Raw genomic sequence first — 23686 nt, forward strand, 5'->3', positions numbered from 1 at the left:
AGGAGCATACCTATGCACCTTTGCGCATGACTATTGGATTAATCAGCGCGCGAGCTCTTCCTTCAGCGCCTGGAGGAAGCCGTCCACGTCCTCTTCCTGGGTGTCGAAGCCGCACATCCAGCGGACGTCTCCGGCGATCTCGTCCCAGAAGTAGAAGCGGAAACGCTTCTGCAGCCGACGCGACACCTCGTGCGGCAGCCGCGCGAACACCGCGTTGGCCTGCACCGGGTAGAGGATCTCCACCCCGTCCGTCTCGCGCACGCCCGCGGCCAGCCGCTGCGCCATGGCATTGGAGTGCCGGGCGTTGCGCAGCCACAGGTCCTTGGCGAGCAGCGCCTCCAGCTGCACGGAGACGAACCGCATCTTCGAGGCGAGCTGCATCGACATCTTGCGGATGTGCTTCATCTGCCGGACCGCGTCCGGGTTGAGCACCACCACGGCTTCGCCGAACATCATGCCGTTCTTGGTGCCGCCGTACGACAGCACGTCCACACCGGCCGTGTTGGTGAAGGTGCGCATCGGCACGTCCAGCGAGGCCGCGGCATTGGCTATGCGGGCCCCGTCCAGGTGGACCTTCATGCCCAGGGCGTGCGCGTGCTCGCAGATCGCCCGGACCTCGTCCGGGGTGTAGACCGTGCCCAGCTCGGTGTTCTGGGTGATCGAGACGACCTGGGGCATCGCCCGGTGCTCGTCCTCCCAGCCCCAGGCCTGCCGGTCGATGAGCTCGGGGGTGAGCTTGCCGTCCGGGGTCGGGACCGTGAGCAGCTTCAGGCCCGCCATCCGCTCGGGCGCGCCGCCCTCGTCGACGTTGATGTGCGCCGATTCGGCGCAGACCACGGCGCCCCAGCGGTCGGTCATGGCCTGGAGGGCCGTGACGTTGGCGCCGGTGCCGTTGAAGACCGGGAAGGCCTGCGCGTACGGGCCGAAATGGCTGCGGATGACCTTCTGCAGGTGCTCGGTGTACTCGTCGTCACCGTAGGCGACCTGGTGGCCGCCGTTGGCGAGCGCGATGGCCTCCAGGATCTCCGGATGCACCCCCGCGTAGTTGTCGCTCGCGAAACCGCGTACCGCCGGGTCGTGGTGGCGGCGGGCATCGGTCCTCACGGTTGCGGAGTGAGCCACAGACGCTGTCCGTTCACATCGGTGGCGGGCCGCTCCCAGACGCCGGCGATGGCCTCGGCCAGCTCCTTGACGTCGGTGAAGCCCGCGAACTTCGCATTGGGTCGCTCGGCGCGCATCGCGTCGTGCACCAGTGCCTTGATGACCAGGATCGCAGCCGCGGCGCCCGGGCCGTCCTCGCCCCCCACCTTGCGGAAGGAGTCGGCGAGGGAGAGCGTCCAGGCCTCGGCCGCCGCCTTGCCCGCGTTGTACGCGGCGTTGTTGGCGACGGGCTTGTGCGCTCCGGACTGGCTGACCAGGACGTAGCGGCCGCGGCCGCTGCGCAGCAGGCCGTCATGGAAGGCGAGCGAAGTGTGCTGGACGGTGCGGATGAGGAGCTTCTCCAGGAAGTCCCAGTCCGCGAGGTCGGTGTCGGTGAAGCCGGTGCTCCCGCGCCAGCCTCCGACGAGGTGGACGAGCCCGTCCACGTGCCCGAACTCCTTCTCGGTCTGCTCGGCCCAGGCCTTGGTGGCGGCCAGGTCGAGCAGGTCCACGGTGTCACCGGTGATGGTGGCGCCGCCGTGGGCGTAGCGGGCCGCGTCCACGGCTTCCGCGAGCCGCGCGGGATCGGCGTCGGAGGCCACGACGACCGCACCCGCCTCCGCGAGGCGGAGCAGGGTGGCGCGGCCCGCGGGCCCGCCGGCCCCGGCCACCGCGACCACCGCTCCCTGGAGCTTCCCGTTGCCGTTCCCGGAGCCGTTCATCTGTGCAGCCTCCTGAGGGCGAGTGCTCACGCGGCGACCCGCTCGGCACGCTCCGCGTTCAGGGCGGTGATGCCCTTGGTCGAGGCGATCACGCCCTTGAGCTTCTTGGCGAGGGCCTCATAGAACATGCTGAGCGGAAACTCGTCCGGAAGCACGTCGTCCACGAGCTTGCGCGGAGGCTGCGTCATGTCGAGGGCGTCGGGGCCCTTCGCCCACTTGGAGCCCGGGTGCGGGGCCAGGTAGGTGGAGACGAGCTCGTACGCCTTGAACCAGTGGACGAGCTTCGGGCGGTCGATGCCGGCCCGGTAGAGGTCCTCGATGTCGGCGCAGAGCTGGTTGGTGACCTGCGGGGCGCGCATCCAGTCGATCTTCAGCTTGTTGTCCGTCCAGCGCACCACGTCGTGCTTGTGGAGGTACGCGAAGAGGAGCTGGCCGCCGAGACCGTCGTAGTTGCGGTTGCGGTCGCCGGAGACCGGGAAGCGGAACATCCGGTCGAAGAGGACGGCGTACTGCACGTCGCGGCCGTGCTCGTTGCCCTCGGACTCCAGCTTCACGGCCTCCTTGAAGGCGGTGAGGTCGCAGCGCAGCTCCTCCAGGCCGTACATCCAGAACGGCTGGCGCTGCTTGATCATGAAGGGGTCGAACGGCAGGTCACCGTGGCTGTGGGTGCGGTCGTGGACCATGTCCCACAGGACGAAGGCCTTCTCGCAGCGCTCCTGGTCCTCGACCATGGCGGCGATGTCCTCGGGCAGCTCGATGCCGAGGATGTCCACGGCGGCGGCGGTCACCTTGCGGTAGCGCGCGGCCTCGCGGTCGCAGAAGATGCCGCCCCAGGTGAAGCGCTCGGGGGCCTCGCGCACGGCGATGGTCTCCGGGAAGAGGACGGCGGAGTTGGTGTCGTAGCCCGGGGTGAAGTCCTCGAAGGTGATGCCGAGGAAGAGCGGGTTGTCGTACCGGGTGCGCTCCAGCTCGGCGAGCCACTCGGGCCACACCATCTTGAGCGCGACGGCCTCCAGATTGCGGTCCGGGTTGCCGTTCTGCGTGTACATGGGGAAGACGACGAGGTGCTGGAGGCCGTCGGCGCGCTCGGCGGCCGGGTGGAAGGCCATCAGCGAGTCGAGGAAGTCCGGCACGCCGAAGCCCTCGGCGGCCCACTTGCGCAGGTCCGCGACGAGCGCCTGGTGGTAGGCCGTGGCGTGCGGCAGCAGCGGAGACAGGGTCTCGACGGCGCTGATCACGCGCTCGACGGCGGCCAGGACGGTGGCCCGCCCGTGGGCACCCTCGGCCTCGAAGTCGATCGATCCGTCCTTGCTCTGCCAGGGGCGGATCTCCTCCACGGCGGCCTTGAGCTCGGGCCACGCCGGGTGGTCGACCACCCGCGCCCCAGCGGTTATCACGGCACCGCCGGCACCCGGCACAAGAGTTTCCGTCATGTCACTTCCTCCACAGGAGAACCTCACGTTCGCACAGGGTAGGCATGGGAGGCTCTCCTGCTCAAGAGGTAACTCGGGAAATTATCCTGCGTCACCCCCTGGTTCGCCGAAATTCTTCCCGTCCTTCAGCGTGGAAGCGATTACTCCGCTCAGTCGCTCCATGGCCTCCCGGGCCTCCGGCAGGACTTCGGACAGTGCGAGGAAGCCGTGGAACATCCCCGGACGGCTGTCCAGTGCCGCGGGGATGCCGCTCCCGGCCAGCAGGCGGTGGTACGCCACCCCGTCGTCGTGCAGCGGATCGCACCCGGCGACCACCACGTGGGCGGGCGGCAGCCCCGCCGGGTCCGCGCGCAGCGGCGAGGCCAGCGGGTCGGCGGGGTCCGCCGGGCCCAGGTACTGCTCCCAGAACCAGCGCAGGTGGGCGGCGGTCAGGAAGTAGCCGTGCGCGTTGCTCCGGTAGGACGGGCTGTCCTGCGCTGCGTCCAGAGCGGGGTAGACCAGCACCTGGAGGGCGACGGCCGGCCCCCCGCGCTCCCGGGCCAGCAGCAGGGAGGCGACGCAGAGGTTGGCTCCGGCGCTGTCCCCGGCGACGACGAGGGCCCCCGGGGCGCCGCCGAGCTCGTCCAGGTGGGCGCCGGCCCAGCGCAGGGCGGCGTACGCGTCGAGGGCGGCGGCGGGGAAGCGGGCCTCCGGCGCGCGCCGGTAGTCCACGGAGACGCACACGGCGCCGGAGGCCCGGCAGATCGCCCGGACGGTGGCGTCGTGGCTGTCGAGACCGCACAGGACCCAGCCGCCGCCGTGACAGAACACCACGGTCGGACGGGGTCCGGGCCACTGCCCGGGGTCGGGGTGATAGACGCGGACGGCCAGCGGCGGCGCCCCGTCCGGGCCCGGGATCTCCCGGTCCTCGACCGAACCGACGACGGGGGGCGGGGCCGGGGGCGCCTGCGCGGAGGCGGCGGCGAGGATCCGGCGGGCCTCGGCGGCGTCGGTGACGGCGCCGCCCAGGTCGGGAAATGCGGCGGCGAGCGCGTCCGCGAACGGCCGCGCCGCGGGGTCGAGCCGGTCGGCGGGGCCGAGCCGGGCCGCGGGACCGGGCTGGTCGGCGGGACCGGGCCGGCCGGTGGGGCCGGGCCGGCCGGTGGGGCCGGGCCCGTCGGCCGGGCCGGGCAGACCGGTGGGGCCGGGCGGGTCGGCCGGGCCGGGCAGACCGGTGGGGCCGGGCGGGTCGGTGGGGCCGGGCGGGTCGGCCGGGCCAGGCAGACCGGTGGGGCCGGGCGGGTCAGCAGGACCGAGCCGGTCCGCGGGGCCGAGCGGGTCGGTGGGGCCGGGCCGTCCGGTGGGGCCGGGCCCGTCGGCCGGGCCGGGCAGACCGGTGGAGCCGGGCGGGTCAGCAGGACCGCGCCGGTCCGCGGGGCCGAGCGGGTCGGCAGGACCGCGCCGGCCGGTGGGGCCGGTCACAGCCGCGGGCCTCGGCCGCTGCGGCCGGACGGGGCGCTGCGGGACCCGTCGGCACCGGACGCCGCGCTGCGGGGCTCATCGGCACCGGACGCGGCCCTGCCGGGGCCGTCGGCGCCCAACGCGGCCCTGGGCGGCGCATCGCTGTCCGCCGCGGCGGCGCCGGACCTCTCGGCGCCGGGCCCCGCCGTCCCCGACCCCGCCGCCCCGGGCCCCTCGGTGAAGTGCGGGATGACCTTTTCGCCCCACTGCCGCAGGGTCTCCAGGCAGGCCTCCTGCTCCACCGTGCCCATCTGGATCAGGCACATGATCTCGTCGGCCCCCGCCTCCTTGAGCCGCTGCACGTAGGCGATGGCGTCGTCGGCGCTGCCGTAGGCGTGGTCGGCGTTGAAGGTGGCCGTGGAGGTCGGCCGGACCGGGATGTCCTGCTCGTGCAGCCGCGCCACCACCTGCTCGGCGGCCCGGCGCATCTCCGCAGCCTCGTCGTTGCCCGCCACCACCGCCTCGTCCGGGACGCCGGCCCCGCCGTACCAGTGGCCGATCGACTGGGCGAAGAACCGCTGGCCCCGGATGCCGATCCGGCGGGCCTCCTGCGGGTCGTCGAGCACGATCGTCGGGCACAGCACCGAGAAGTGGTCGTTGACGACGGAGGAGACGAACCGGCCGCCGTCCCGCTCCGCCCGCGCGGCGTCGTACACCGACCGCATCCGCGCGATCGATACCGGACCGGCGAAGCCCATCACCAGGGCCCCGATCCCCAGCTCGGCGGCCTGCACCAGGGTCTCCTCCCGGCTGCAGGCCAGGAACAGCGGCGGGTGCGGGGTCTGCGCGGGGCGCGGCAGGATCGGGTGCGGGGAGATGTCGAGCAGCTCCCCGTGGTACTCCAGCTCCTCCTCCTGCCAGGCCCTGCCGATGATCCGCAGCGCCTCCTCCACCTCCGCGGTGGTGCGCTCCTTGTCCACCCCGCACAGCGAGGTCTCCTGCTCGGTGCCGCCCCGTCCGGCGCCCAGGTCGAGCCGCCCGCCCGAGAGCAGGTCGAGCATGGCCGCGCGCTCGGCGACCCGCACCGGGTGGTTGAAGTTGAAGGGCATGCACACGACGCCGTGCCCGATGCGTATGGTGTTCGTCCTGGCCGCGACCCAGGTCAGGAATATCTCGGGGGCGGACATGTGTGCGTACCACTTCAGCGAGTGGTGCTCCACCGCCCAGATCCGGTCGAATCCCATGCGTTCGGCCAGTACCGCCTGTTCGACACAGTCACGGATGACCTGATGCTCCCGCTCCACGGTCGGGTCGGCCAGTTGAGCCTCGAAGATGACGGAGAATTTCACGGTGCCTCCAGGGTTGCGTCCTGTGCCCGGCCTTACTTCAATTCGGAATATGACTAGTAGTCATACGTCGAAGAAGCAAGAGCTTGCGCCGACCGGATGGGCCGTTCTCGGCCTGCTCTCCTTCCCCGGCGAGCGGACCGGGTACGAGCTGAAGAAGTGGGCGGACTCCTCCCTGCGCTTCTTCTACTGGTCGCCCGCGATCAGCCAGATCTACGCCGAACTGCGCCGCCTGGAGGAACTGGGCTACGCGGCCTCCGTGCGCTCGGGCCCCGAGGAGGCGCGGGCCAAGCGCCGCTACGCCATCACCGACGCCGGCCGCGCGGCCCTGTCCGGCTGGGCCGCGGACACCGCGGAGGCCGGACCGCCCGTACTCAAGCACGGGCTGCTCCTGCGGATCTGGCTCGGGCACCTGGCCGACCCGGAGCGGCTAAGCGCGATGGTCGGCGAGCACCTGGAGCGGACCCGGGGCGAGCTGGCCGCCGTACGCGAAGCGGCGGAGCAGGCGGCCGACGTGGCGGAATGGGCCTTCCCGGTCCTCGCCCTGCGCTGGAGCGAGCGGCAGCACCTGGCCGAACTGGAGCTCGGCCAGGCCCTGTTGGCGGACCTGGCCCAGCTCCAGGCGACTCCGGCCGGGGCCCCGGCAGCGGACCGTCAAGCCGACGGGGACGCGCCCACCCGCGGGTGACGCGGCAAGACCGGCGGCGGGGCCCGCGGCAGTTACCGGCCCTGACGGGATGCGGCCGTACGGCCCTGGGAGGGCGCTGCACGGGCGGTCCCATCGCAACCGCGGCGCACTAGCATGCGACCTCATCGCGCGCGGCCGGTCGGGACACCGCGACCGCGCGGAGAGCCGCCGTCGACGGAAGCGAGAGAACCTTGACTTTCCTCACCATCGGTCACCGCGGGGTCATGGGTGTCGAACCGGAGAACACCCTGCGGTCGTTCGTCCGCGCGGAACGCTCCGGCATGGACGTCATCGCACTGGATCTCCAGTTGAGCAAGGACGGCTCCCTCGTCGTCCTGCACGACCCCGAGGTCGACCGGACCACCGACGGCTCGGGGGCCGTCGCCGATCTGACCCTGGCCGCCCTGCGCGAACTCGACGCCGGTCAGGGCGAGCACGTACCGCTCTTCGAGGAGGTGCTGGAAGCCGTCCGGACCCCCTTGCAGGCGTCGGTTGCGGATCCGGCCGCCGCCGGGGTGCTGGCGGAACTCGTACGGCGCCGCGACCTGACCGGGCGGGTGGAGGTGGCCTCCTTCCACGACGCGGTGCTCACCGAGACGGCCCGGCTCGCACCGGGCGTCCGGACCACCCTGTACGCGGACCCGCACGGACCCGACATCGTCGACCGCGCCCTGGCCGCCGGCGCCTCCACGGTCGCGCTGGACATCCGGCGGCTCACGCTGGAGACCGTCGAGGCGGCCCACGAGGCCGGGATCCGGGTGACCGGCTGGACGGTCAACACCCTGGACCAGCTGCGGCTCGCCCGCGCCCTCGGGCTCGACGGTGCGGCCACCGACTTCCCCGAGATCCGCAGCACGGGCCGCTTCACCGCGTGACGGCAGCCCTCAGAGCGGCTTGACCAGCAGTTCGAAGGCGAGGTCGGTGCGGAGCGGGATGCCGAAACGCTCGTCGCCGTAGGGGAAGGGGCTCAGCTCGCCGGTGCGCCGGTAACCGCGGCGCTCGTAGTAGGCGATGAGCTCCTCCCGTACGTTCACCACCGTCATCCGCATCTCCTTGGCGCCCCACACCTCGCCCGCGCGGCGCTCGGCCTCGGCCAGGATCTGCTTGCCGAGGCCGCCGCCCTGAAGGCCGGGGCGGACGGCGAACATCCCGAAGTACACGTGGTCGCCCCGGTGTTCGAGCTGGCAGCAGGCGACGATCCCGCCGTCGCGCTCGACGACGAGCAGGGTGCTGTCCGGGGTGCTGATGACCTGGCGGACCCCGTCCGCGTCGGTGCGCTGGCCCTCCAGGTAGTCCGCCTCCGTGGTCCAGCCGTCGCGGCTGGCGTCTCCCCGGTACGCCGACTCGACGAGTGCCACCAACTCCGGCACGTCCGCTTCCTCGGCGCTGCGGAAGTTCAGGGGGGCGGGGCCGGGCGTCGGCATGAGGACTCCATTCTGCGCAATGGCATATGACATGCCTGGTACGGCAAGGAGAGCCTAACGCGGAGCGGCGTGCGGACCCCCGCGGGCGGGCATCCCTTCCCGTGACGCCGACGAACCGGGAGGTTCCGCCGTGCACGGTCCCGCCATGTCCCTTCCCGCCTCCGTCTCCGCCTGGCTGCTGGTCCTGCTGTGCGCGGCGAGCGGAGGCTACTGCCTGGTGCGGGCGGGCAGAGCCGGCCGGGGCAGCGGCCGGGGCGCTGCGGCGGGCGAGGCGCTGATGGGCTTCGGCATGGCCGCGATGGCCGCGCCCGTGGGGCTCGGCGCTTGGGGGCCGCCCGTCCTGCTGGCCGTCTTCTGCGGGGCGGCCCTGCACGCCCTGTGGCTGCTGCGCGAGGGGGTGCACCACGCACACCACCTGGTGGGCTCGCTGGCCATGGCGTACATGGCGCTCACGATGACCACGGCCGCCGGGTACGGGGGCACGGGCGGGCACGGCGCCGCCGCCGGGCTGCCCCTCCTCACGGGGGCGCTGCTGCTCTACTTCGCTGGATACGTGCTGCTGGGCGGGGCCCGGCTGGTGGCTGCGGGCGGCCCCCCGGCGCTCGCCGGGCCGGCCGGCGGGGAGGCGCCGCTGAAGTCGGCCGAACTGACCCGGGCCTGCCGACTGGCCATGGGAATCGGCATGTTGGCGATGCTGCTCACGATGTGAGGGCCGCGCGCGGGGGTGGAGGGCCGCGCGGACGTGTCCTGCGTCACCAAACGCCCGAGGCCGTACCCGCAGGTAGGTCCGCGCTCATAGGCTGGCGGACATGATGGTCCCCGCCGCTCTCCTGCTGCTCGGCGCCCTGACCGCGGTGCTCGCCCCCCGTCTGCTGGCCCGGGCCGACTGGCCCGAGCGTGAACCCGTCGTGGCCCTGTGGGCGTGGCAGTGCGTGGTCGGCGCCGTGCTCCTGTGTTTCGCGCTGTCGATGCTGCTCAGCGCGGCGGCCGCCTGGCTGGCGGTCCGGGGCGGGCTCTTCGCCGCCGCCCCGCACGGGGTGGTCGACGCCTACGGGCTCGGCGCGTCGGGCGGCCCGTGGGCCACCGGCACTGCTCTGGCGCTGGCGGGCGGCGCCCTGTGGACCGGGGCGAAGCTGACGGGCGAGGTGCTGCGGGCCCGAGCCCGACGGCGTGCGCAGGGCAGCGAACTGCTGGTGCGGGCCCCGCTGATGCCCGGGGAGGACCCGGCCGCCGCACGGCTCGTGGTCCTGGAGGGGGCGCGGCCCGACGCCTGGTGGCTGCCGGGGGCGGCCCCGCAGCTGGTGGTCACGACGGCGGCCCTGGGACGCCTCAAGGGGAGCCAGCTGGACGCCGTGCTGGCGCACGAGCAGGGGCACGCGGCGGCCCGTCACGACTGGCTGCTGAACTGCGCACGGGCGCTGGCCGGGGGTTTCCCGCGGGTGCCGGTCTTCGCGGCGTTCGAGGCGGAGATGCACCGGCTGGTGGAGCTGGCCGCCGATGACGTGGCCTCGCGCCGCTTCGGCCGGCTGACGACCGCACTGGCCCTGGTCGGGCTGAACGAGGACCGCGGGGTGTTCGGCCCCGGCCCGGCCCCGCACGCGCACGTCCCGCACCGGGTGCGGCGGCTGCTGTCGGCTTCGCCCCGGCTGTCGGCGGGCCGCCGGCTGCGGCTGACCGCGCTGGCCACCCTGGTGCCGGTGGTGCCGCTGCTGGTGGCCTTCGTACCGGGGCTGAGCGCGCTGACGTAGGGACGGCCAGGGGGTGTCCTGACCGGCCCCGCGCCCCGCTGCTGCGAGGATCAGCTGCATGCGGAGCGAACGACTGCGATGGACGGGCGTCGGCTGCGCGCTGCTGGCTGCCCTGCTGACCGCGCTGGTGGTGGCGGGGTGGCAGCCGCTGCTCTCGTACGACGCCCGGGTCGCCGGGGACCTGCACGGCTACGCCGTGGTGCACCCGGGGGTCACCCAGGCCATGCGGGTGCTGAGCGACTGGGTGTGGGACCCGTGGACCATGCGCGCGCTGGCCGCGCTCGCCTGCGTCTGGCTGTGGCGGGGCGGGGACCGGGAGCGGGCGCTGCGGGTGGCGCTGGCCACCCTGATCGCCTCGGTGGTGCAGCAGGGGCTGAAGGCGCTTGTGGGGCGGGAGCGCCCGGTGTGGACCGATCCCGTGGACTCGGCGCAGTACGCGGCCTACCCGTCCGGGCACGCGATGACGGCGACGGTGGTGTGCGGAATGCTGCTCTGGCTGCTCCCCCGCAAGACCCCGGGCCGACGGGTGGCGGCGGCGTGGGCGCTGGCCTGCGTCTCGGTGCTCGGCGTCGGCTTCACCCGGGTCTACCTCGGGGTGCACTGGCCTTCCGACGTCCTGGCGGGCTGGCTGCTGGGGGTGGCCCTGGTGGTGCTCGTGACGGGTGTCGCGCGCGGCAGGCTCCGGCGGTGAACCTGCCCGGCGGCCGTCCACGCCCCTGCCCGTGAACTCGTGCGACGCGGTGTGGTGTGCCTGCTCTGGGCGATCCCCCGTGTCACCCAGAGCAGGCGACCCCGCGCGCTGAGTATATTGGCTCCGAGCCAGTCAACGCAGGAGTAAGCATGTCCCCGCGCAGCGCATCGGTCAATGAAGAATTGCGCAGACGTTCCCGGGAGCGGCTGCTCCACGCCACGGTCGAACTCGTCTCCGAACGCGGGTACGAGGCCACGACCCTCGGCGACATCGCCGACCGGGCGGGCGCGGCGCGCGGCCTGGTCTCGTACTACTTCCCGGGCAAGCGGCAGCTGCTCCAGTCGGCGGTGCACCGGCTGATGCACCTGACCCTGCAGCAGGCGCTGGAGCGCGAGCCGCGGCCCGCCGGCGCGTCCGAGGGCCCCGAGCTCCTGGCCCGGGCCATCGACGCGGTCCTCGGGCTGGCGCAGGACCATCCGCTGCTGATGCGGACCCACATGGCGGGCATCCTGACGGCGGACGGGTTCGTGCAGTGCCCCGAGCAGCAGCGGCTGGCGGAGCTGCTGCGCCACGCCGTCACCCGGTACGGCTCGCAGGACGTGGACACCGACTACCCGCTGCTGCGGGCGCTGCTGATGGGCGCGGTGGTGGCGGTCCTGCTGCCGGGGGCGCCGATGCCGCTCGCCCGGCTGCGGGCGGAGCTCTTCCAGCGCTACGGGCTGGACTGGGAGCTCGGCGTTCCGCCGGACGACGGCGAGCCGTCCGGCGAAACGGTTCCGCGCTAGGACCGCCCGGCGCGGGCCGGGCGGCGACTAGTGGTACTCGGGCTGCGTCTGCACGTTGAGCCGGTCGATGCGCACCCACTTGGCACTGTCGGTGCGCCAGTCGTCCAGCCTCAGCACGTCGAGGCCCTTGGCGATGTCGTTCGAATAGATGTGCCCGTTGTAGTAGTACGCCGACCAGGAGCCGCCCGTCGCGAGCTGGTCGGTGCTGAGCGGGCCGCGCTCGAAGTAGCCGATCTCCCGGGGGCGGGTGGAATCGGTGAAGTCCCACACCGAGATGCCGCCCTGGTACCAGGCCTGGACCATGATGTCGCGGCCGCCGCCGACCGGGATCAGCGAGCCGTTGTGGGCCACGCAGTTCTCGGTGTCGGCCTGGTGGCGCGGGATCTTGAAGTAGCTGCGGAAGCCGAGCTTGCGCTGGTCGCCGCGGCCGGTGAGGTCGTAGATCCCGTTGGCGCCCCGGTTCGGGCCGGTGGCCTCGTTGCAGGTCGCGCCGACGCCGCCGCCGAGCTCGTCGGTGAACACCACCTTGTCCGCGCGCTCGTTGAAGGTCGCCGAGTGCCAGAACGCGAAATTCACGTTGTCCTGCACCCGGTCGATGACCCTCGGCTGTTCGGGCTTGCTGATGTCGAAGAGGATGCCGTCACCCATGCAGGCGCCGGCGGCCAGGTTCTTCGAGGGCAGCACGGTGATGTCGTGGCAGCCGGTGGTCTTGGAGACGCCCGGGTTCTGCGGTCCGCCCGGGTTGCCGCCGTCGGGGAAGAGCACGGGGAAGGCGACGACCGCGGCCTTCGTCGGCGCCTTCTTCGGGACCTTCACCACGGATATGCCGTCGTGCGGCGGCCGGCAGTCCGGGAACGCCTCGCTCGGCGAGTAGGAGGCGACGTAGAGGTAGATGTCCTTGGACCCGGCCAGGAGGGTGTGGGTGTGGGAACCGCAGGCCGTCTCCACGGACTTGATGTACTTGGGGTTCTTCTTGTCCTTGATGTCGAAGATCTTGATGCCCTCCCACGAGGACTTCTCCGTCGCGGGCTGCGAGACGCTGTTGCAGGAGTCGTCGCTGCGCGAGGAGTCGGTGGAGAGGAAGAGCAGGTCGCCGTGGACGGAGATGTCGTTCTGGCCGCCGGGGCAGAGCACCTGGCTGACGGTCTTGGGCGCCTTCGGGTTTCCGATGTCGTAGACGGTGAAGCCGTTGTAGTTGCCCGCGTAGGCGTACTTGCCCTGGAAGGCCAGGTCGGAGTTGGTGACGCCAGGGAAGGTGCTGGGTATGTTCGCCAGGTGTTTGATGTTACGGCTGTGGACGATCTCGTCCTTGCCGGGGATCTCGCCCGGGGCGATCTCCCTGCCCTCGGCGGGAACCGCGCTCTGACTGCTGCCGGTTCCGGGCGTTAAGTCGCCCGGGTCGGGCGAAGCGGCCGCGGGTCCGGCCGCGAGGAGCGAGACGAGCAGCCCGGCCGCGGCGGCCGCCGCTCCCAGACTCCTGTTCCGCACTCTTGTGGTGTGCAACGAGGTCACTTGCCCTCCCATGGGAGTCCGATCGGTTGCGTTCGTCGTGGGAACGGAACCTGGACCCCGGCAGTATCGTCTTTCCATGGACATGGCAAAAGCCCTCCGGGGTCCCCGGGCCTTATCAGCGCGGCTCGGCCGCTCCGCCGCGGTGGCCGTGGCCGCCGTCCTCCTGCTCCCCCTCACCGGCTGCCAGGACGAGGGCGCCGACGCCGGGGCGAAGGACGGGCAGGCCTCGGTCATCGCCCCCGGCCGGCCCGGCGAGAAGGCCCGTACCCTCTCCCCCGAGCAGGCCGCCCGGGAACAGCCCGACGACAGCCCCAACGCCGCCGACCACTCCTACGTCCAGCACATGACCGAGCACCACCGGCAGGCCCTCACCATGAGCGCACTGGCCCCGGACCGGGCGGCCGCCGAGGGGGTCAAACGGCTCGCGGAACGGATCGCGGCGGCGCAGAAGCCCGAGATCGCGGCGATGGAGGGCTGGGCGGCCCGCTATCCGGCCCCCGGCACAGGCTCCGCCGGACACGACCACGGCGCGATGCCGGGCATGGCCACGGCACAGCAGCTGGCGGAACTGGAGCAGGCTCGCGGCGCCGACTTCGACCGGCTCTTCCTGCGGCTGATGACCGCCCACCACGAGGGCGCGCTGAAGATGGCGGGCGAGGTGCTGGCCGACGGGAACAACGTGCTCGTCGAGGAGATGGCCAACGAGGTCGTGGCCACCCAGAGCGCCGAGATCCACCGGATGCGCGCGATGGGCTGACGGCCGGGGGCACCGGTGTCATGCTGGGACCACCTGCGGGAGGAGCTCCGCCGTGCTTCGTGTCGCCGTCGTCGGATCGGGCCCCAGCGGGGTGTACGCGGCTCAGACGCTGGCCCAGCAGCGTGAGGTGCCGGGCGTACGGGTGGACGTGCTGGACCGGCTGCCGGCCCCCTACGGGCTGGTGCGGTACGGCGTCGCCCCCGACCACGAGAAGATCAAGTCGCTCCAGGGCAGCCTGCGCACCGTGCTGGAGGACGAGCGGATCCGCTTCCTCGGCCGGGTCGAGGTGGGCGGGGAGCAGCTGTCCACCGGACGGCTGCTGGAGCTGTACCACGCGGTGGTGTACTGCGTGGGTGCGGCGCGGGACCGGCTGCTGGACATCCCGGGCGAGGAACTGGCCGGGGTGCACTCCGCCACGGCCTTCGTGTCCTGGTACAGCGGCCATCCGGACGCCTGCGCAGAGGAGTTCGGCCTGCCCGGGGTGAGTTCCGCGGTGGTGATCGGGGCGGGCAACGTCGCCGTGGACGTGACCCGGATCCTGGCCAGGGGCGTGCCGGAGCTGTCGCCGACCGACATGCCGCAGCCCGCGCTCGGGGCACTGGCCGCGAGCGGGCTGCGCACGGTGGCGATGGTGGCCCGGCGCGGGCCGTCCCAGGGCAAGTTCACCACCAAGGAGCTGCGCGAGCTGGGCACGCTGCCCTCGGTGGACGTCCTGGTGGACCCCGCCGAGCTGGCCCTGGACCCCGCGTACGCCGATCCGGCAGCGGCGGCGGCGCTCCCCGCGGCCGCACGCCGGAACCTGGAGGTGCTGCGCGGCTGGGCGGAGCGCGGCCCGGCGGACGGGCGGCGCCGCATCGCACTGCGCTTCCACCTGCGCCCGGTGGAGGTGCTGGGCGGGCCGGACGGTCGCGTCCGGGCCGTGCGCTTCGAGCGGACGCTGCCGGACGGCCTCGGCGGGGTGACCGGCACGGGCACCTACGAGGACCTCCCGGCGGAGCTGGTGCTGCGTTCGGTGGGCTACCGCGGCGTCCCGCCGGCCGGCCTCCCCTTCGACTCCGCGAAGGGCACCGTCCCGCACGCGGCGGGCCGGGTGCTGCGCGCGGGACGGGCCTCGGTCGGCGAGTACGTGGCCGGATGGATCAAACGGGGCCCGACCGGGGTGATCGGCACCAACCGGCCCTGCGCCAAGGAGACCGTGTCCTCGCTGCTGCAGGACGCGGGGGCGCTGGCCCGGCGCGACCTTCCCGGTGACCCGCTGGACGCACTGCGTGCGGCGGGCCTGCGTCCGGTCCTGTGGCCGGGGTGGCTGGCCATCGAAGCGGCCGAGTCCGAGCTGGGCCGCTCCCTGGGCCGCGGCTCGGTCAAGATCCCGGACTGGCCGGGCCTCCTGGAGGCGGCCGGAGCCGAGACGGTCTAGCCGGCGCCCAGGCGGGCCGCTTCGGAATCGGCTGCCGTGAGGACGGCGTCCAGCAGGCCCGGGAAGAGGGTCTCCAGGTCCGCGCGGCGCAGGGCGTTGAGCTTGGTCGTGCCGCGGTAGGTCTGCCGGACGAGGCCGCTCTCGCGCAGGACGCGGAAGTGGTGGGTGGTCGTGGACTTGGTGACCGGCAGGTCGAAGGAGGAGCAGGCCAGTTCCGTGTCGGTGGCGGCCAGGTCGCGGACGATGGAGATCCGGACCGGGTCGGAGAGTGCGTGCAGGACGCCCTCCAGGCGGATCTCGGCCGTCCCGGGGTGGGCGAGGGTGCGGGCCGCTTCCCGTTCCGTCATGTCCCTGCTCCGCTCGCTCGACTGCCTCTTCGGCCCCCATCGTACGAGAACCGTCGTAGGACCCGTGCGGTGCTTCCCGGGTGCGGGGCACCCGGACCGCACGGGTCCGGCGGAGGTTCACCAGGAGCGGTGGTACTGCTCCGGGATGCGGAGCTCCGCGCCCAGTTCGAGGGCGGCGCGGCGGGCCCAGTACGGGTCCCGCAGCAGCTCCCGCCCCAGCAGGACCGCGTCGGCCTCCCCGTTGGCCAGGATCTTCTCCGCCTGCGCCGGCTCGGTGATCAGGCCGACGGCGGCCACCGGGAGCGCGGTCTCGGCCTTGACCCGGGCGGCGAAGGGGACCTGGTAGCCGGGGCCGAGCGGGATCGTGACCCCGGGGGCGAGGCCGCCGGTGGAGACGTCGAGCAGGTCGACCCCGTGCTCCAGCAGGAGGTCGGCCAGCCGGACGGTCTCGTCGGCGGTCCAGCCGTCCTCCTGCAGCCAGTCGGTGGCGGAGATCCGGAAGAAGAGCGGGAGCTCCTGCGGCCACACCTCCCGTACGGCGTCGACGACTTCGAGGGCGAAGCGGGTGCGGTTCTCGAAGGAGCCGCCGTAGGCGTCGGTGCGCCGGTTGCTGGACGGGGAGAGGAACTCTCCGATGAGGTAGCCGTGGGCGCCGTGGATCTCGATGACCTCGTAGCCCGCGGCCAGGGCCCGCCCGGCGGCGGCCGCGAACTGGCCGGTGATCTCGTGGATCTCATCGACCGTCAGCTCGTGCGGCACCGGATGGCCTTCGGCGAAGGGCACCTCGCTCGGGGCGACCGGACGCCAGCCGTGCGCCTCGGGCCCGACCGGGCGGCCGCCCTTCCAGGTGCGGTCGGTCGAGGCCTTGCGGCCCGCGTGGCCGATCTGGATGCCGGGGACCGTGCCCTGGGACTTGAGGAAGGCGGTGATCCGGCGCAGCGCCTCGACCTGGGTGTCGTTCCAGATGCCGAGGTCGTAGGGGGAGATCCGGCCCTCCGGCGAGACGGCGGTGGCCTCCTGGAGGATCAGTCCGGTGCCGCCGGTGGCGCGGGCCGCGTAGTGGGCGAAGTGCCAGTCGCCCGCGACGCCGGCGTCGGGGCCGGAGGGCTCGGCGCTGTACTGGCACATGGGGGCCATCCACACGCGGTTCGGGACCGTGACCGTACGCAGGGTCCACGGCGCGAACAGGGCGGAGAAGGCGGCGGGGGCAGTACTCATCAGGGCTCTCCAGAGGTCACCGGGCGCGCCGGGGATCGACGGCTAAGTACGAGGTTCACCGTACTACGAAATTCCTCGTACTACGAGACCTCTCGTACAAGTGCGTCCAGTTCCGCGCGCAGCGCCCCCGCCAGGTCCCCCAGGTCCGGCACCGCGGCGGCGTCGGCGACCAGGCCGTAGTGGACCGTCCCCTTGTACGTGGAGACCGCGACGGCCAGGGCCTGCCCGCGGGCCAGCGGGGCGAGCGGGTAGACCTCCCGGACCCGGCTGCCGCCGAGGGTGAAGGTGAGGCCGGGGAGCGGGACGCTGGTGACGAGGATGTCGAAGAGCAGCCGGGCGGCCTGGGCCACGAGCGGGCCGCCGAGCCGGTGGCCGAGCGGATGGACGTGGTCGGCGAGCAGGGCCACGGCCCCGGCACCGCGGGCGGGCCCCGCGTCCTTGTTGCGGTCCATGCCGCTGCGTACGGACCCCAGGCGGCGCAGGGCGTCGGGCTCGGCGAGCGGGAGCCGGAGCAGGTAGCCGGAGAGCCGGTTGGCGGCCCCGCCGGAGGCCCCCGGTCCACGGCGGCGGGACACGGGGATCAGCGCGCGCGGACCGGGGCCCCGGGGCTCGGGGTCGCCGCGGCCCTCCAGCCAGCGCCGCAGCGCGCCCGCGACCAGGGCGATCAGCACGTCGTTGACCGTGCCCCCGGCGGCCTTGCGGATCAGGTTGACCTCGTCCAGGTCCAGGGCGAGCCCCGCCACCGCGCGGACCCCCGGCCGGGCCGGGGCCGCCATGAGGTCCGTGGTCAGGGCCGCGGGGACGCCGAGCGGCAGTCCGGACCGCGCCATCGCGGCGCCGATCTCCAGGGCCTGGCCTACGTCCTGGACCCGGGCCGCCAGAGCCCCGGGCAGACGGCGCAGGGCGGAGCCCGGGCGCGGTGCGGGCACCGGCCGCGCGGGGCTCCGTAGCGCCGGGCCCTCGTCGAAGAGGGCGGCCGCCAGGGCGAGCGCGCCCAGGCCGTCGGCGAGGGCGTGGTGGAACTTGAAGAGCACCGCGAAGGAGTCCGGGTCCGGTCCGGCCAGTACGTGCGCCTCCCACGGCGGCAGTTCCCGGTCCAGCGGGCGCGCCATCAGCGGCCCGGCGGCGGTGTGCGGGTCGGGCGTGTCCGTCGGTACGAGGAACACGTGCCGGGCCGCGTCGAAGTCCGGGTCGCAGGCCCAGGCGGCCGCGCCGAAGGGCAGCAGCACGTCGTGGATGCGGCGGCGCAGGCCCGGCACGGCGGCGCAGCGGTCGGTCAGCAGTGCGGCGGCGCGTTCGGCGGCGCCCGGTCCGGCGGCGGTGAACACGGCGAGGGCGCCGAGGTGCATGGGGTGGGCGGCGGATTCGATCCGCCAGAAGGCGAGGTCGAGCGGGGACAGGTGCTCAGTGGCCACTGAGGTCCTCTCGCGTGCGGCGGTGGTGGCCTGAAGTCAACCCATTGCGAACACCTCCATGCAAGCAGCAGCCATTTCCGATCTGTGAACGGTCGGTATCGATCAGCCCCTCTGCGCCCCGCGCTGCCCGCCGGGCCACTGTCAGTGGGCGGGTGCAGACTGGCCGAAAGACACGCACGACGACACCCGAACGCCCGCTGAGGACGACGAAGTCCGGAGGTGCCGGCCATGGCCGACGTACTGCTGCTCGTAGGAACCCGCAAGGGACTGTTCACCGGCCGACGCCGGGGGGACGGCCCCTGGGAGTTCGACGGGCCCCATTTCAACGCCCAGGCCGTCTACGCGGTGGCGGTCGACCGGCGCGGCCCCGCACCCCGGCTGCTGGTGGGGGCGGACAGCCTGCACTGGGGGCCGTCCGTCTTCAGCTCCGACGACCTGGGCGCGACCTGGCGGGAGCCCGCGGCCGCGGCGGTGAAGTTCCCCAAGGACACCGGCGCCTCTCTGGAGCGGGTCTGGCAGCTGCATCCGGCCGGGCCCGAGGCCCCGGACGTGGTGTACGCGGGCACCGAACCGGCCGCCCTGTTCCGCTCGGCCGACCGCGGCGAGTCCTTCGAGCTGGTCCGGCCGCTGTGGGAGCACCCGAGCCGCAAGAGCTGGGAGCCGGGCGGCGGCGGTGAGGGCCTGCACACGGTGATCACCGATCCGCGCGACCCGGACGCGGTCACGGTGGCGGTCTCCACCGCCGGGGTGTTCCGGACCAAGGACGGCGGGGCGAGCTGGTCCCCGTCCAACGACGGGGTCTCGGCGGTGTTCCTGCCGGATCCGAATCCGGAATTCGGCCAGTGCGTGCACAAGATCGCCCAGGACGCCGGGGACACGGACAGGCTGTACCTGCAGAACCACTGGGGCGTCTACCGCAGCGACGACGCGGGGGCCCGCTGGACCGACATCGGGGGCGGCCTGCCCTCCGACTTCGGCTTCGCGGTGGCCGCCCATCCGCACCGGCCCGACACCGCCTACGTCTTCCCCCTCAACGCCGACTCCGACCGGGTCCCGGCAGAGCACCGCTGCCGGGTCTTCCGGACCCAGGACGCGGGCGCCACCTGGGAGCCCCTGTCGCGCGGACTGCCCGCCGGGGACCACTACGGCACGGTCCTGCGCGACGCCCTGTGCACGGACGACGCGGACCCGGCCGGGGTCTACTTCGGCAACCGCAACGGCGAGGTGTACGCCAGCCACGACGACGGGGACACCTGGCAGCTGCTGGCCGAACACCTGCCGGACGTGCTGTGCGTAAGGGCGGCGCAGCTCGGCGGGTAGCGGCCCGGAACGGGTGGAGGGCGCGGCCGTTGGGCCAGTAGAGTGATCCACTGTGGCACCACGACCCTTGAACGAGATCGTCGAGCCGGGCTGGGCCCGGGCTCTTGAGCCGGTGGCGGGGCAGATCGCCGCCATGGGCGACTTCCTGCGCACCGAGATCGCCGCGGGGAGGACCTACGTCCCCGCCGGGGCCCATGTGCTGCGCGCCTTCCAGCAGCCCTTCGACGAGGTCAAGGTCCTCATCGTCGGGCAGGACCCCTACCCCACCCCGGGGCACGCCGTGGGGCTGTCCTTCTCGGTGGCTCCCGAGGTGCAGCCGGTGCCGCCCAGCCTGGACAACATCTTCCTGGAACTCCACCGGGACCTGGGGACCGGGCGGCCCGCGAACGGCGACCTCACCCCGTGGACGCGCCAGGGCGTACTGCTGCTGAACCGCTCCCTGACCACGGCACCCCGCCGGTCCAACGCCCACCAGGGCAAGGGCTGGGAGGCCGTCACCGACCAGGCCATCCGGGCCCTGGCCGCCCGCGGCAAGCCGCTCGTCTCCGTCCTCTGGGGCCGGGCGGCGCGCAACCTGCGCCCGCTGCTCGGCGACCTGCCCGTGGTGGAGTCCTCCCACCCCTCCCCCAAGTCGGCCGACTACGGGTTCTTCGGCTCCCGGCCGTTCAGCCGGACCAACGCGCTGCTCGAGGGCCAGGGTGCACAGCCTGTCGACTGGCGCTTGCCGTCCGTTAGTTGACCTTTCTCATATTCACCGGATAAATACGGACAGATGCCATCGGAGCCAGCCCTGCCCGAACACCCGGTTCCGATAAGCCAGTAGCATGCGGCGCCATGAGCTCCCCCACTGGGCCCGCAAATGGCCTGCCCGTACGAATGCCGCGACCCCGCCAGACCGGACGGCACCGCCGGCCCGAGCCCGCGGTGGCGCCCGAGGGCGCGCCCGCGCTGGTGCTCGCCGTGCCCGGTGCCCCCTCGGCCGCCTCGCGGGGGCTCGCGGAAGAGATCATCAGCATCGGCCGTTCCGAGCTGCCGGGTCTGGACGCCCGCATCGGTTTCCTGGAGGGTGACGACGCCTCCGAGTTCCCGTCCCTGTCCGGCGTGCTGACCGCCGTCGCGGGCGAGCGTGCCGCGCGCGCGGAGTTCGCCCGCGCCGCCGGTCACGAGGTGCCCGCGCCGACCGGCCCCGATGCCGTGGTCGTGCCGCTGCTGGCCGGTCCGGACAGCGATCTGCTGCGCCGGGTCCGCCAGGCCCTGATGGACTCGTCGGCCGCCGCCGAACTGGCCGACGTGCTCGGCCCGCACCCGCTGCTGGCCGAGGGCCTGCACGTGCGGCTGTCGGAAGCGGGCCTGGCCCGCGCCGACCGCGCCCGCCTCTTCACCGTGACCACTGCCGCCGACGGCATCGTGCTGGCCACCACCGGTGGCGAGGAGGCCGTCCAGGCCGCCGGGATCACGGGCATGCTGCTCGCCGCCCGGCTCGCCGTGCCCGTCCAGGCGGCCGCGCTCGACCAGGAGGGCTCGGTGGCCGCGGTCGCCGAGCAGCTGCGCCGCGAGGGTTCCACGCAACTGGCGCTCGCCCCGTACCTGATCGGCCCGGAGGCCGCCGAGGGGCTCCTGGACACGGCCTGCAAGGAAGCCGACTGCGCCACCGCCGAGGTGCTCGGGGCCTACCCGGCGCTCGGCAAGCTGGCTGTCGCGCAGTACGCGGCGGCCCTGGGGATCCCCCAGGGAGCCCCGGCCAACTGACCGCCCACGCATGACGAGTGCCCCGCCACCGGATTCCGGTGGCGGGGCACTCGTCGTGCGGGCCGGGGCGGGGAGCGGTCCCGGCCGCGGCCCGGTCAGCCGCCCCGGTCAGCCGAAGACCACGCAGGCCGCCGCGGGCACGGCCACCGAGCCCGTCCGGTGCGGCCGGCCCGTCAGGGCGTCGACCTCGAACCAGGTGACGTCCCCGGAGCGCTCGTTCGCGGCGTAGAGGCGACGCCCCGAGGGATCCACGGCGAGATCGCGCGGCCAGCTGCCGCCGCAGTCCACGGCGCCGCTGAGCTGCGGCTTGTCGGGGCCGTCGGCGAGGGAGAGGGTGACGACCGTGTCGGCGCCGCGGACGGCCGCCCAGAGGAAACGCCCGTCGGGCGAGGCGACCACGGCCGAGGGATAGGCCCGTGCGGCGCCTGGAGCGGCCTCAGGAGCCACCGGAACCTCGCCGACCGGTTCCAGTTGCCCGGAGACCGGATCCCACCCGCAGACGGTCACCTGCGGCTCCAGCTCGTGCAGCACGTAGACCACCGCACCGCCCGGGTGGAAGGCGAGGTGGCGCGGCCCCGTACCGGCGCGCAGCGCGGTCTCGGTGTGCACCCGCAGCTCCCCGGTGGCCGGGTCGTGCGCGCAGACCCGTACCGAATCGGTGCCGAGGTCCACGCTGAGCACCCAGCGGCCGCTCGGATCGGGCAGCACCTGGTGGGCGTGCGGGCGCTCCTGGCGGTCCGGGTCGGGGCCCGACCCCCGGTGTCCCAGGACGGATGCCGGCCCGGCCGGGCGGCCGTCGGCGGCGAGGGGGATGCTGCTGACGCTGCCGGAGGTGTAGTTGGCGGTGAGCAACCGGCCCCCGCTCACGCTGAGATGGGTGGGCCCCGCGCCCGCTACGGGCACGGCCGGGCCGAGGGCTCGCAGACCCTCGGCCGTGGGCTCGAAGGCCCGCACCGCGCCCGGGTCGCCCTCGCTCACCGCGTAGAGCACCCCGGTGCCCTGCGCGACGGCGAGGTACGAGGGGTCCTCGACGGCGTCGCAGACCGCCAGCAGGGTCAGCGCCCCGGTCGCCGGATCCACGGCCGCGGTGGTGATGCCGCGGCCGCCCCCCGAGGTGAACGAGCCGATGTGGCACCGCCGTCCGTCGCCTCGGTCCGTTCTGTCCGCGCCGTCCACTGGGTGCTCCTCTCCGCCGTCCCGGATCCGTACGGAGCCGACCGTAACAGAAGGTCTAGACCAAATCCCGCCCTTCGGCGCGTTCCTGTGCGCCTGCGTGGTGGACGTACGCCGTGCTGCTCGGCCGGTCCTCGTACGTGCGGTGGAAGACCGGCGTCGCGGAACCGGAGATGGGGGGCACGATCCAGGACCAGTCGGCGCCCACCTCGCGCCCCTTGCGCTCCTCCCGTTCCAGGTGGGTCAGGAAGCGGCGGGACTCGGTGTGATGGTCGGCAATGGTGACCCCGGCCCGGTCGAAGGAGTGCAGCACGGCCCGGTTGAGCTCCACCAGCGCGCGGTCCTTCCACAGCGAGCGTTGCGTGGTGACGTCCAGGCCGAGGCGGCGGGCGACCGCGGGGAGCAGGTTGTAGCGGTCCTCGTCCGCCAGGTTGCGGGCGCCGATCTCGGTGCCCATGTACCAGCCGTTGAACGGTGCGGCCGGATAGTGGATCCCGCCGATCTCCAGGCACATGTTGGAGATCGCGGGTACGGCGTGCCAGCGCAGCCGCCAGTCGGCCCAGCCGTCGCCCTCGGGGTACCTGATCGGCACCTCCAGCACGGCGTCCGCGGGGGTGTCGAACCAGCGGGGCTTGTCGTCGACGCCCTGGACCACCAGCGGGAGGAGGTCGAAGGGGGTGCCGGGGCCCCCGGCCCAGCCGAGGCGGAGCAGGGCCTGGGTGAGCGGGGCGTTGCGGGCGTCGCCCACGGTCACGGAGTGGTGGTCCCCGTAGCCCGCGTACCGGACGAGCTGCTCGCTCCAGATCAGCGGCCCGGGACGGTCGGGCGCGTCCGGGGCAAAGACGGTGATCGTGGGCCGGATCCGGCCGCCATTGGTGGCTTCGCGCAGGTGCTCGAAGCACTCGGCGGCGATGCCGTCCGCATCGGTGAGCTCCCGGCGGTCGCGCACCCGCAGGGAGTTCCAGTACAGCCTGCCTATGCAGCGATTGCTGTTGCGCCAGGCCACGCGGGCTCCGTGGACCAGCTCCTCGGGAGTGTGGCGATAGGTTCCGGTGTCCGCCAGCTCGGCCCGCACCGCGGCGAGCCGGATGCGCGGATCACCGGCACCGGCGTTCTCCCTGTGGAAGAGTCGGATGAACTCCTCGGCCGCTTCCCACACCTGAGCGGTGGTGGAGCGCTGTTGAAGTATTTCCATCCCGGGCGGTTACCCCCTGTCCGACCAGATCCACCCTGTACATGCCGGATGAATGTGCAATGAACAATCACCCGTTGTACATGCCGCAGGTCAGCCCCGTACGGCTCGGAGGTCCGGAACACTCCTCCGAGTGATCTTCCCGAATTGACCTGCGGACAGGATCGAC

At 73.3% G+C, this 23686-nt stretch carries 22 protein-coding genes and 1 pseudogene; 11 read left to right on the forward strand and 12 right to left on the reverse strand.

Annotation, left to right across the window (positions count from 1 at the left end; all coding sequences use genetic code 11):
• Positions 1-42 precede the first annotated feature (42 nt).
• The 5 genes and pseudogenes from IO30_RS0110730 to IO30_RS0110750 all read right to left on the reverse strand — a co-directional run.
• Positions 43-1104, reverse strand: a complete 1062-nt coding sequence (locus IO30_RS0110730) for a threonine aldolase family protein (RefSeq protein ID WP_031141665.1) — start codon at positions 1102-1104, stop codon at positions 43-45.
• Positions 1101-1862, reverse strand: coding sequence for an SDR family oxidoreductase (locus IO30_RS0110735; RefSeq protein ID WP_031141666.1), 762 nt, complete (start codon positions 1860-1862; stop codon positions 1101-1103). The genes IO30_RS0110730 and IO30_RS0110735 overlap by 4 nt, the downstream gene beginning before the upstream one ends.
• 26 nt (positions 1863-1888) lie before the next feature.
• The gene (locus IO30_RS0110740) at positions 1889-3295 is read right to left on the reverse strand and encodes a DUF6421 family protein (RefSeq protein WP_051859075.1); all 1407 of its coding nucleotides are present in this window, start codon (positions 3293-3295) and stop codon (positions 1889-1891) included.
• Between the two features lie 81 nt (positions 3296-3376).
• Entirely contained in the window at positions 3377-4756 is a 1380-nt protein-coding gene (locus IO30_RS0110745; RefSeq protein ID WP_237403300.1) for an alpha/beta hydrolase, read from the reverse strand.
• A 218-nt stretch (positions 4757-4974) separates the two neighbouring features.
• Positions 4975-6084, reverse strand: a pseudogene (locus IO30_RS0110750) (LLM class flavin-dependent oxidoreductase); the annotation flags it as partial.
• Positions 6085-6133: 49 nt separating this feature from the next.
• Here IO30_RS0110750 and IO30_RS0110755 point away from each other — a divergent pair.
• Both IO30_RS0110755 and IO30_RS0110760 read left to right on the forward strand, forming a co-directional pair.
• Positions 6134-6769, forward strand: a complete 636-nt coding sequence (locus tag IO30_RS0110755; protein WP_037893697.1) for a PadR family transcriptional regulator — start codon at positions 6134-6136, stop codon at positions 6767-6769.
• Positions 6770-6960: 191 nt separating this feature from the next.
• Complete coding sequence (locus IO30_RS0110760; protein WP_031141675.1) at positions 6961-7644, forward strand: glycerophosphodiester phosphodiesterase; 684 nt, start codon at positions 6961-6963, stop codon at positions 7642-7644.
• Positions 7645-7653: 9 nt separating this feature from the next.
• Here IO30_RS0110760 and IO30_RS0110765 read toward each other — a convergent pair whose 3' ends face one another.
• Positions 7654-8193: a GNAT family N-acetyltransferase gene (locus IO30_RS0110765; RefSeq protein WP_031141677.1), complete on the reverse strand. Its 540-nt coding sequence runs from the start codon at positions 8191-8193 to the stop codon at positions 7654-7656.
• A gap of 145 nt (positions 8194-8338) precedes the next feature.
• Here IO30_RS0110765 and IO30_RS0110770 point away from each other — a divergent pair, with 145 nt between their 5' ends.
• The 4 genes from IO30_RS0110770 (at position 8339) to IO30_RS0110785 (ending at position 11417) form a co-directional block, all read left to right on the forward strand.
• Positions 8339-8902 carry a DUF5134 domain-containing protein gene (locus IO30_RS0110770; protein ID WP_031141679.1) on the forward strand — a complete coding sequence of 188 codons (564 nt, stop codon included), beginning with the start codon at positions 8339-8341 and terminating at the stop codon, positions 8900-8902.
• A gap of 100 nt (positions 8903-9002) precedes the next feature.
• Complete coding sequence (locus tag IO30_RS0110775) at positions 9003-9941, forward strand: M56 family metallopeptidase (protein ID WP_031141681.1); 939 nt, start codon at positions 9003-9005, stop codon at positions 9939-9941.
• Positions 9942-9999: 58 nt separating this feature from the next.
• On the forward strand, positions 10000-10632 hold the full coding sequence (locus IO30_RS0110780) for a phosphatase PAP2 family protein (protein WP_051859073.1): 633 nt from the start codon (positions 10000-10002) through the stop codon (positions 10630-10632).
• Positions 10633-10781: 149 nt separating this feature from the next.
• Positions 10782-11417 carry a TetR/AcrR family transcriptional regulator gene (locus IO30_RS0110785; RefSeq protein ID WP_031141685.1) on the forward strand — a complete coding sequence of 212 codons (636 nt, stop codon included), beginning with the start codon at positions 10782-10784 and terminating at the stop codon, positions 11415-11417.
• Positions 11418-11444: 27 nt separating this feature from the next.
• Here IO30_RS0110785 and IO30_RS0110790 read toward each other — a convergent pair whose 3' ends face one another.
• Complete coding sequence (locus tag IO30_RS0110790; protein WP_078903861.1) at positions 11445-12941, reverse strand: LVIVD repeat-containing protein; 1497 nt, start codon at positions 12939-12941, stop codon at positions 11445-11447.
• 64 nt (positions 12942-13005) lie between these two features.
• On the opposite strand from IO30_RS0110790, the gene IO30_RS0110795 reads away from it, so the two are divergent.
• Together IO30_RS0110795 and IO30_RS0110800 are read left to right on the forward strand one after the other, a co-directional pair.
• Complete coding sequence (locus IO30_RS0110795; RefSeq protein WP_031141689.1) at positions 13006-13686, forward strand: DUF305 domain-containing protein; 681 nt, start codon at positions 13006-13008, stop codon at positions 13684-13686.
• Positions 13687-13738: 52 nt separating this feature from the next.
• Positions 13739-15103: an FAD-dependent oxidoreductase gene (locus IO30_RS0110800; protein WP_031141691.1), complete on the forward strand. Its 1365-nt coding sequence runs from the start codon at positions 13739-13741 to the stop codon at positions 15101-15103.
• Here the strand turns inward: IO30_RS0110800 and IO30_RS0110805 are convergent.
• The 3 genes from IO30_RS0110805 to IO30_RS0110815 form a co-directional block, all read right to left on the reverse strand.
• Complete coding sequence (locus IO30_RS0110805; RefSeq protein WP_031141692.1) at positions 15100-15450, reverse strand: ArsR/SmtB family transcription factor; 351 nt, start codon at positions 15448-15450, stop codon at positions 15100-15102. The two genes, IO30_RS0110800 and IO30_RS0110805, sit on opposite strands and share 4 nt — an antisense overlap.
• A gap of 117 nt (positions 15451-15567) precedes the next feature.
• A complete protein-coding gene (locus tag IO30_RS0110810) occupies positions 15568-16668 on the reverse strand; it encodes an NADH:flavin oxidoreductase/NADH oxidase (RefSeq protein ID WP_031141694.1) in 1101 nt (366 codons plus the stop codon).
• 80 nt (positions 16669-16748) lie between these two features.
• Positions 16749-18083, reverse strand: a complete 1335-nt coding sequence (locus IO30_RS0110815; protein WP_031141696.1) for a wax ester/triacylglycerol synthase family O-acyltransferase — start codon at positions 18081-18083, stop codon at positions 16749-16751.
• Between the two features lie 228 nt (positions 18084-18311).
• Between IO30_RS0110815 and IO30_RS0110820 the strand changes: the two genes are divergently transcribed.
• The 3 genes from IO30_RS0110820 to IO30_RS0110830 all read left to right on the forward strand — a co-directional run bounded on the left by IO30_RS0110820 (position 18312) and on the right by IO30_RS0110830 (position 21152).
• Positions 18312-19403, forward strand: coding sequence for a WD40/YVTN/BNR-like repeat-containing protein (locus IO30_RS0110820; RefSeq protein WP_031141697.1), 1092 nt, complete (start codon positions 18312-18314; stop codon positions 19401-19403).
• Between the two features lie 52 nt (positions 19404-19455).
• Positions 19456-20142, forward strand: coding sequence for a uracil-DNA glycosylase (locus IO30_RS0110825; protein WP_031141699.1), 687 nt, complete (start codon positions 19456-19458; stop codon positions 20140-20142).
• A gap of 95 nt (positions 20143-20237) precedes the next feature.
• Entirely contained in the window at positions 20238-21152 is a 915-nt protein-coding gene (locus tag IO30_RS0110830) for a sirohydrochlorin chelatase (RefSeq protein ID WP_078903860.1), read from the forward strand.
• Positions 21153-21260: 108 nt separating this feature from the next.
• On the opposite strand, the gene IO30_RS0110835 is transcribed toward IO30_RS0110830, so the two are convergent.
• Together IO30_RS0110835 and IO30_RS0110840 are read right to left on the reverse strand one after the other, a co-directional pair.
• Positions 21261-22328: a lactonase family protein gene (locus IO30_RS0110835; RefSeq protein WP_051902113.1), complete on the reverse strand. Its 1068-nt coding sequence runs from the start codon at positions 22326-22328 to the stop codon at positions 21261-21263.
• Between the two features lie 55 nt (positions 22329-22383).
• Entirely contained in the window at positions 22384-23520 is a 1137-nt protein-coding gene (locus IO30_RS0110840; protein ID WP_031141705.1) for a nitric oxide synthase oxygenase, read from the reverse strand.
• Positions 23521-23686: the final 166 nt, after the last annotated feature.

This window comes from Streptomyces xanthophaeus, assembly GCF_000725805.1.
Classification (GTDB): Bacteria; Actinomycetota; Actinomycetes; order Streptomycetales; family Streptomycetaceae; genus Streptomyces; species Streptomyces xanthophaeus.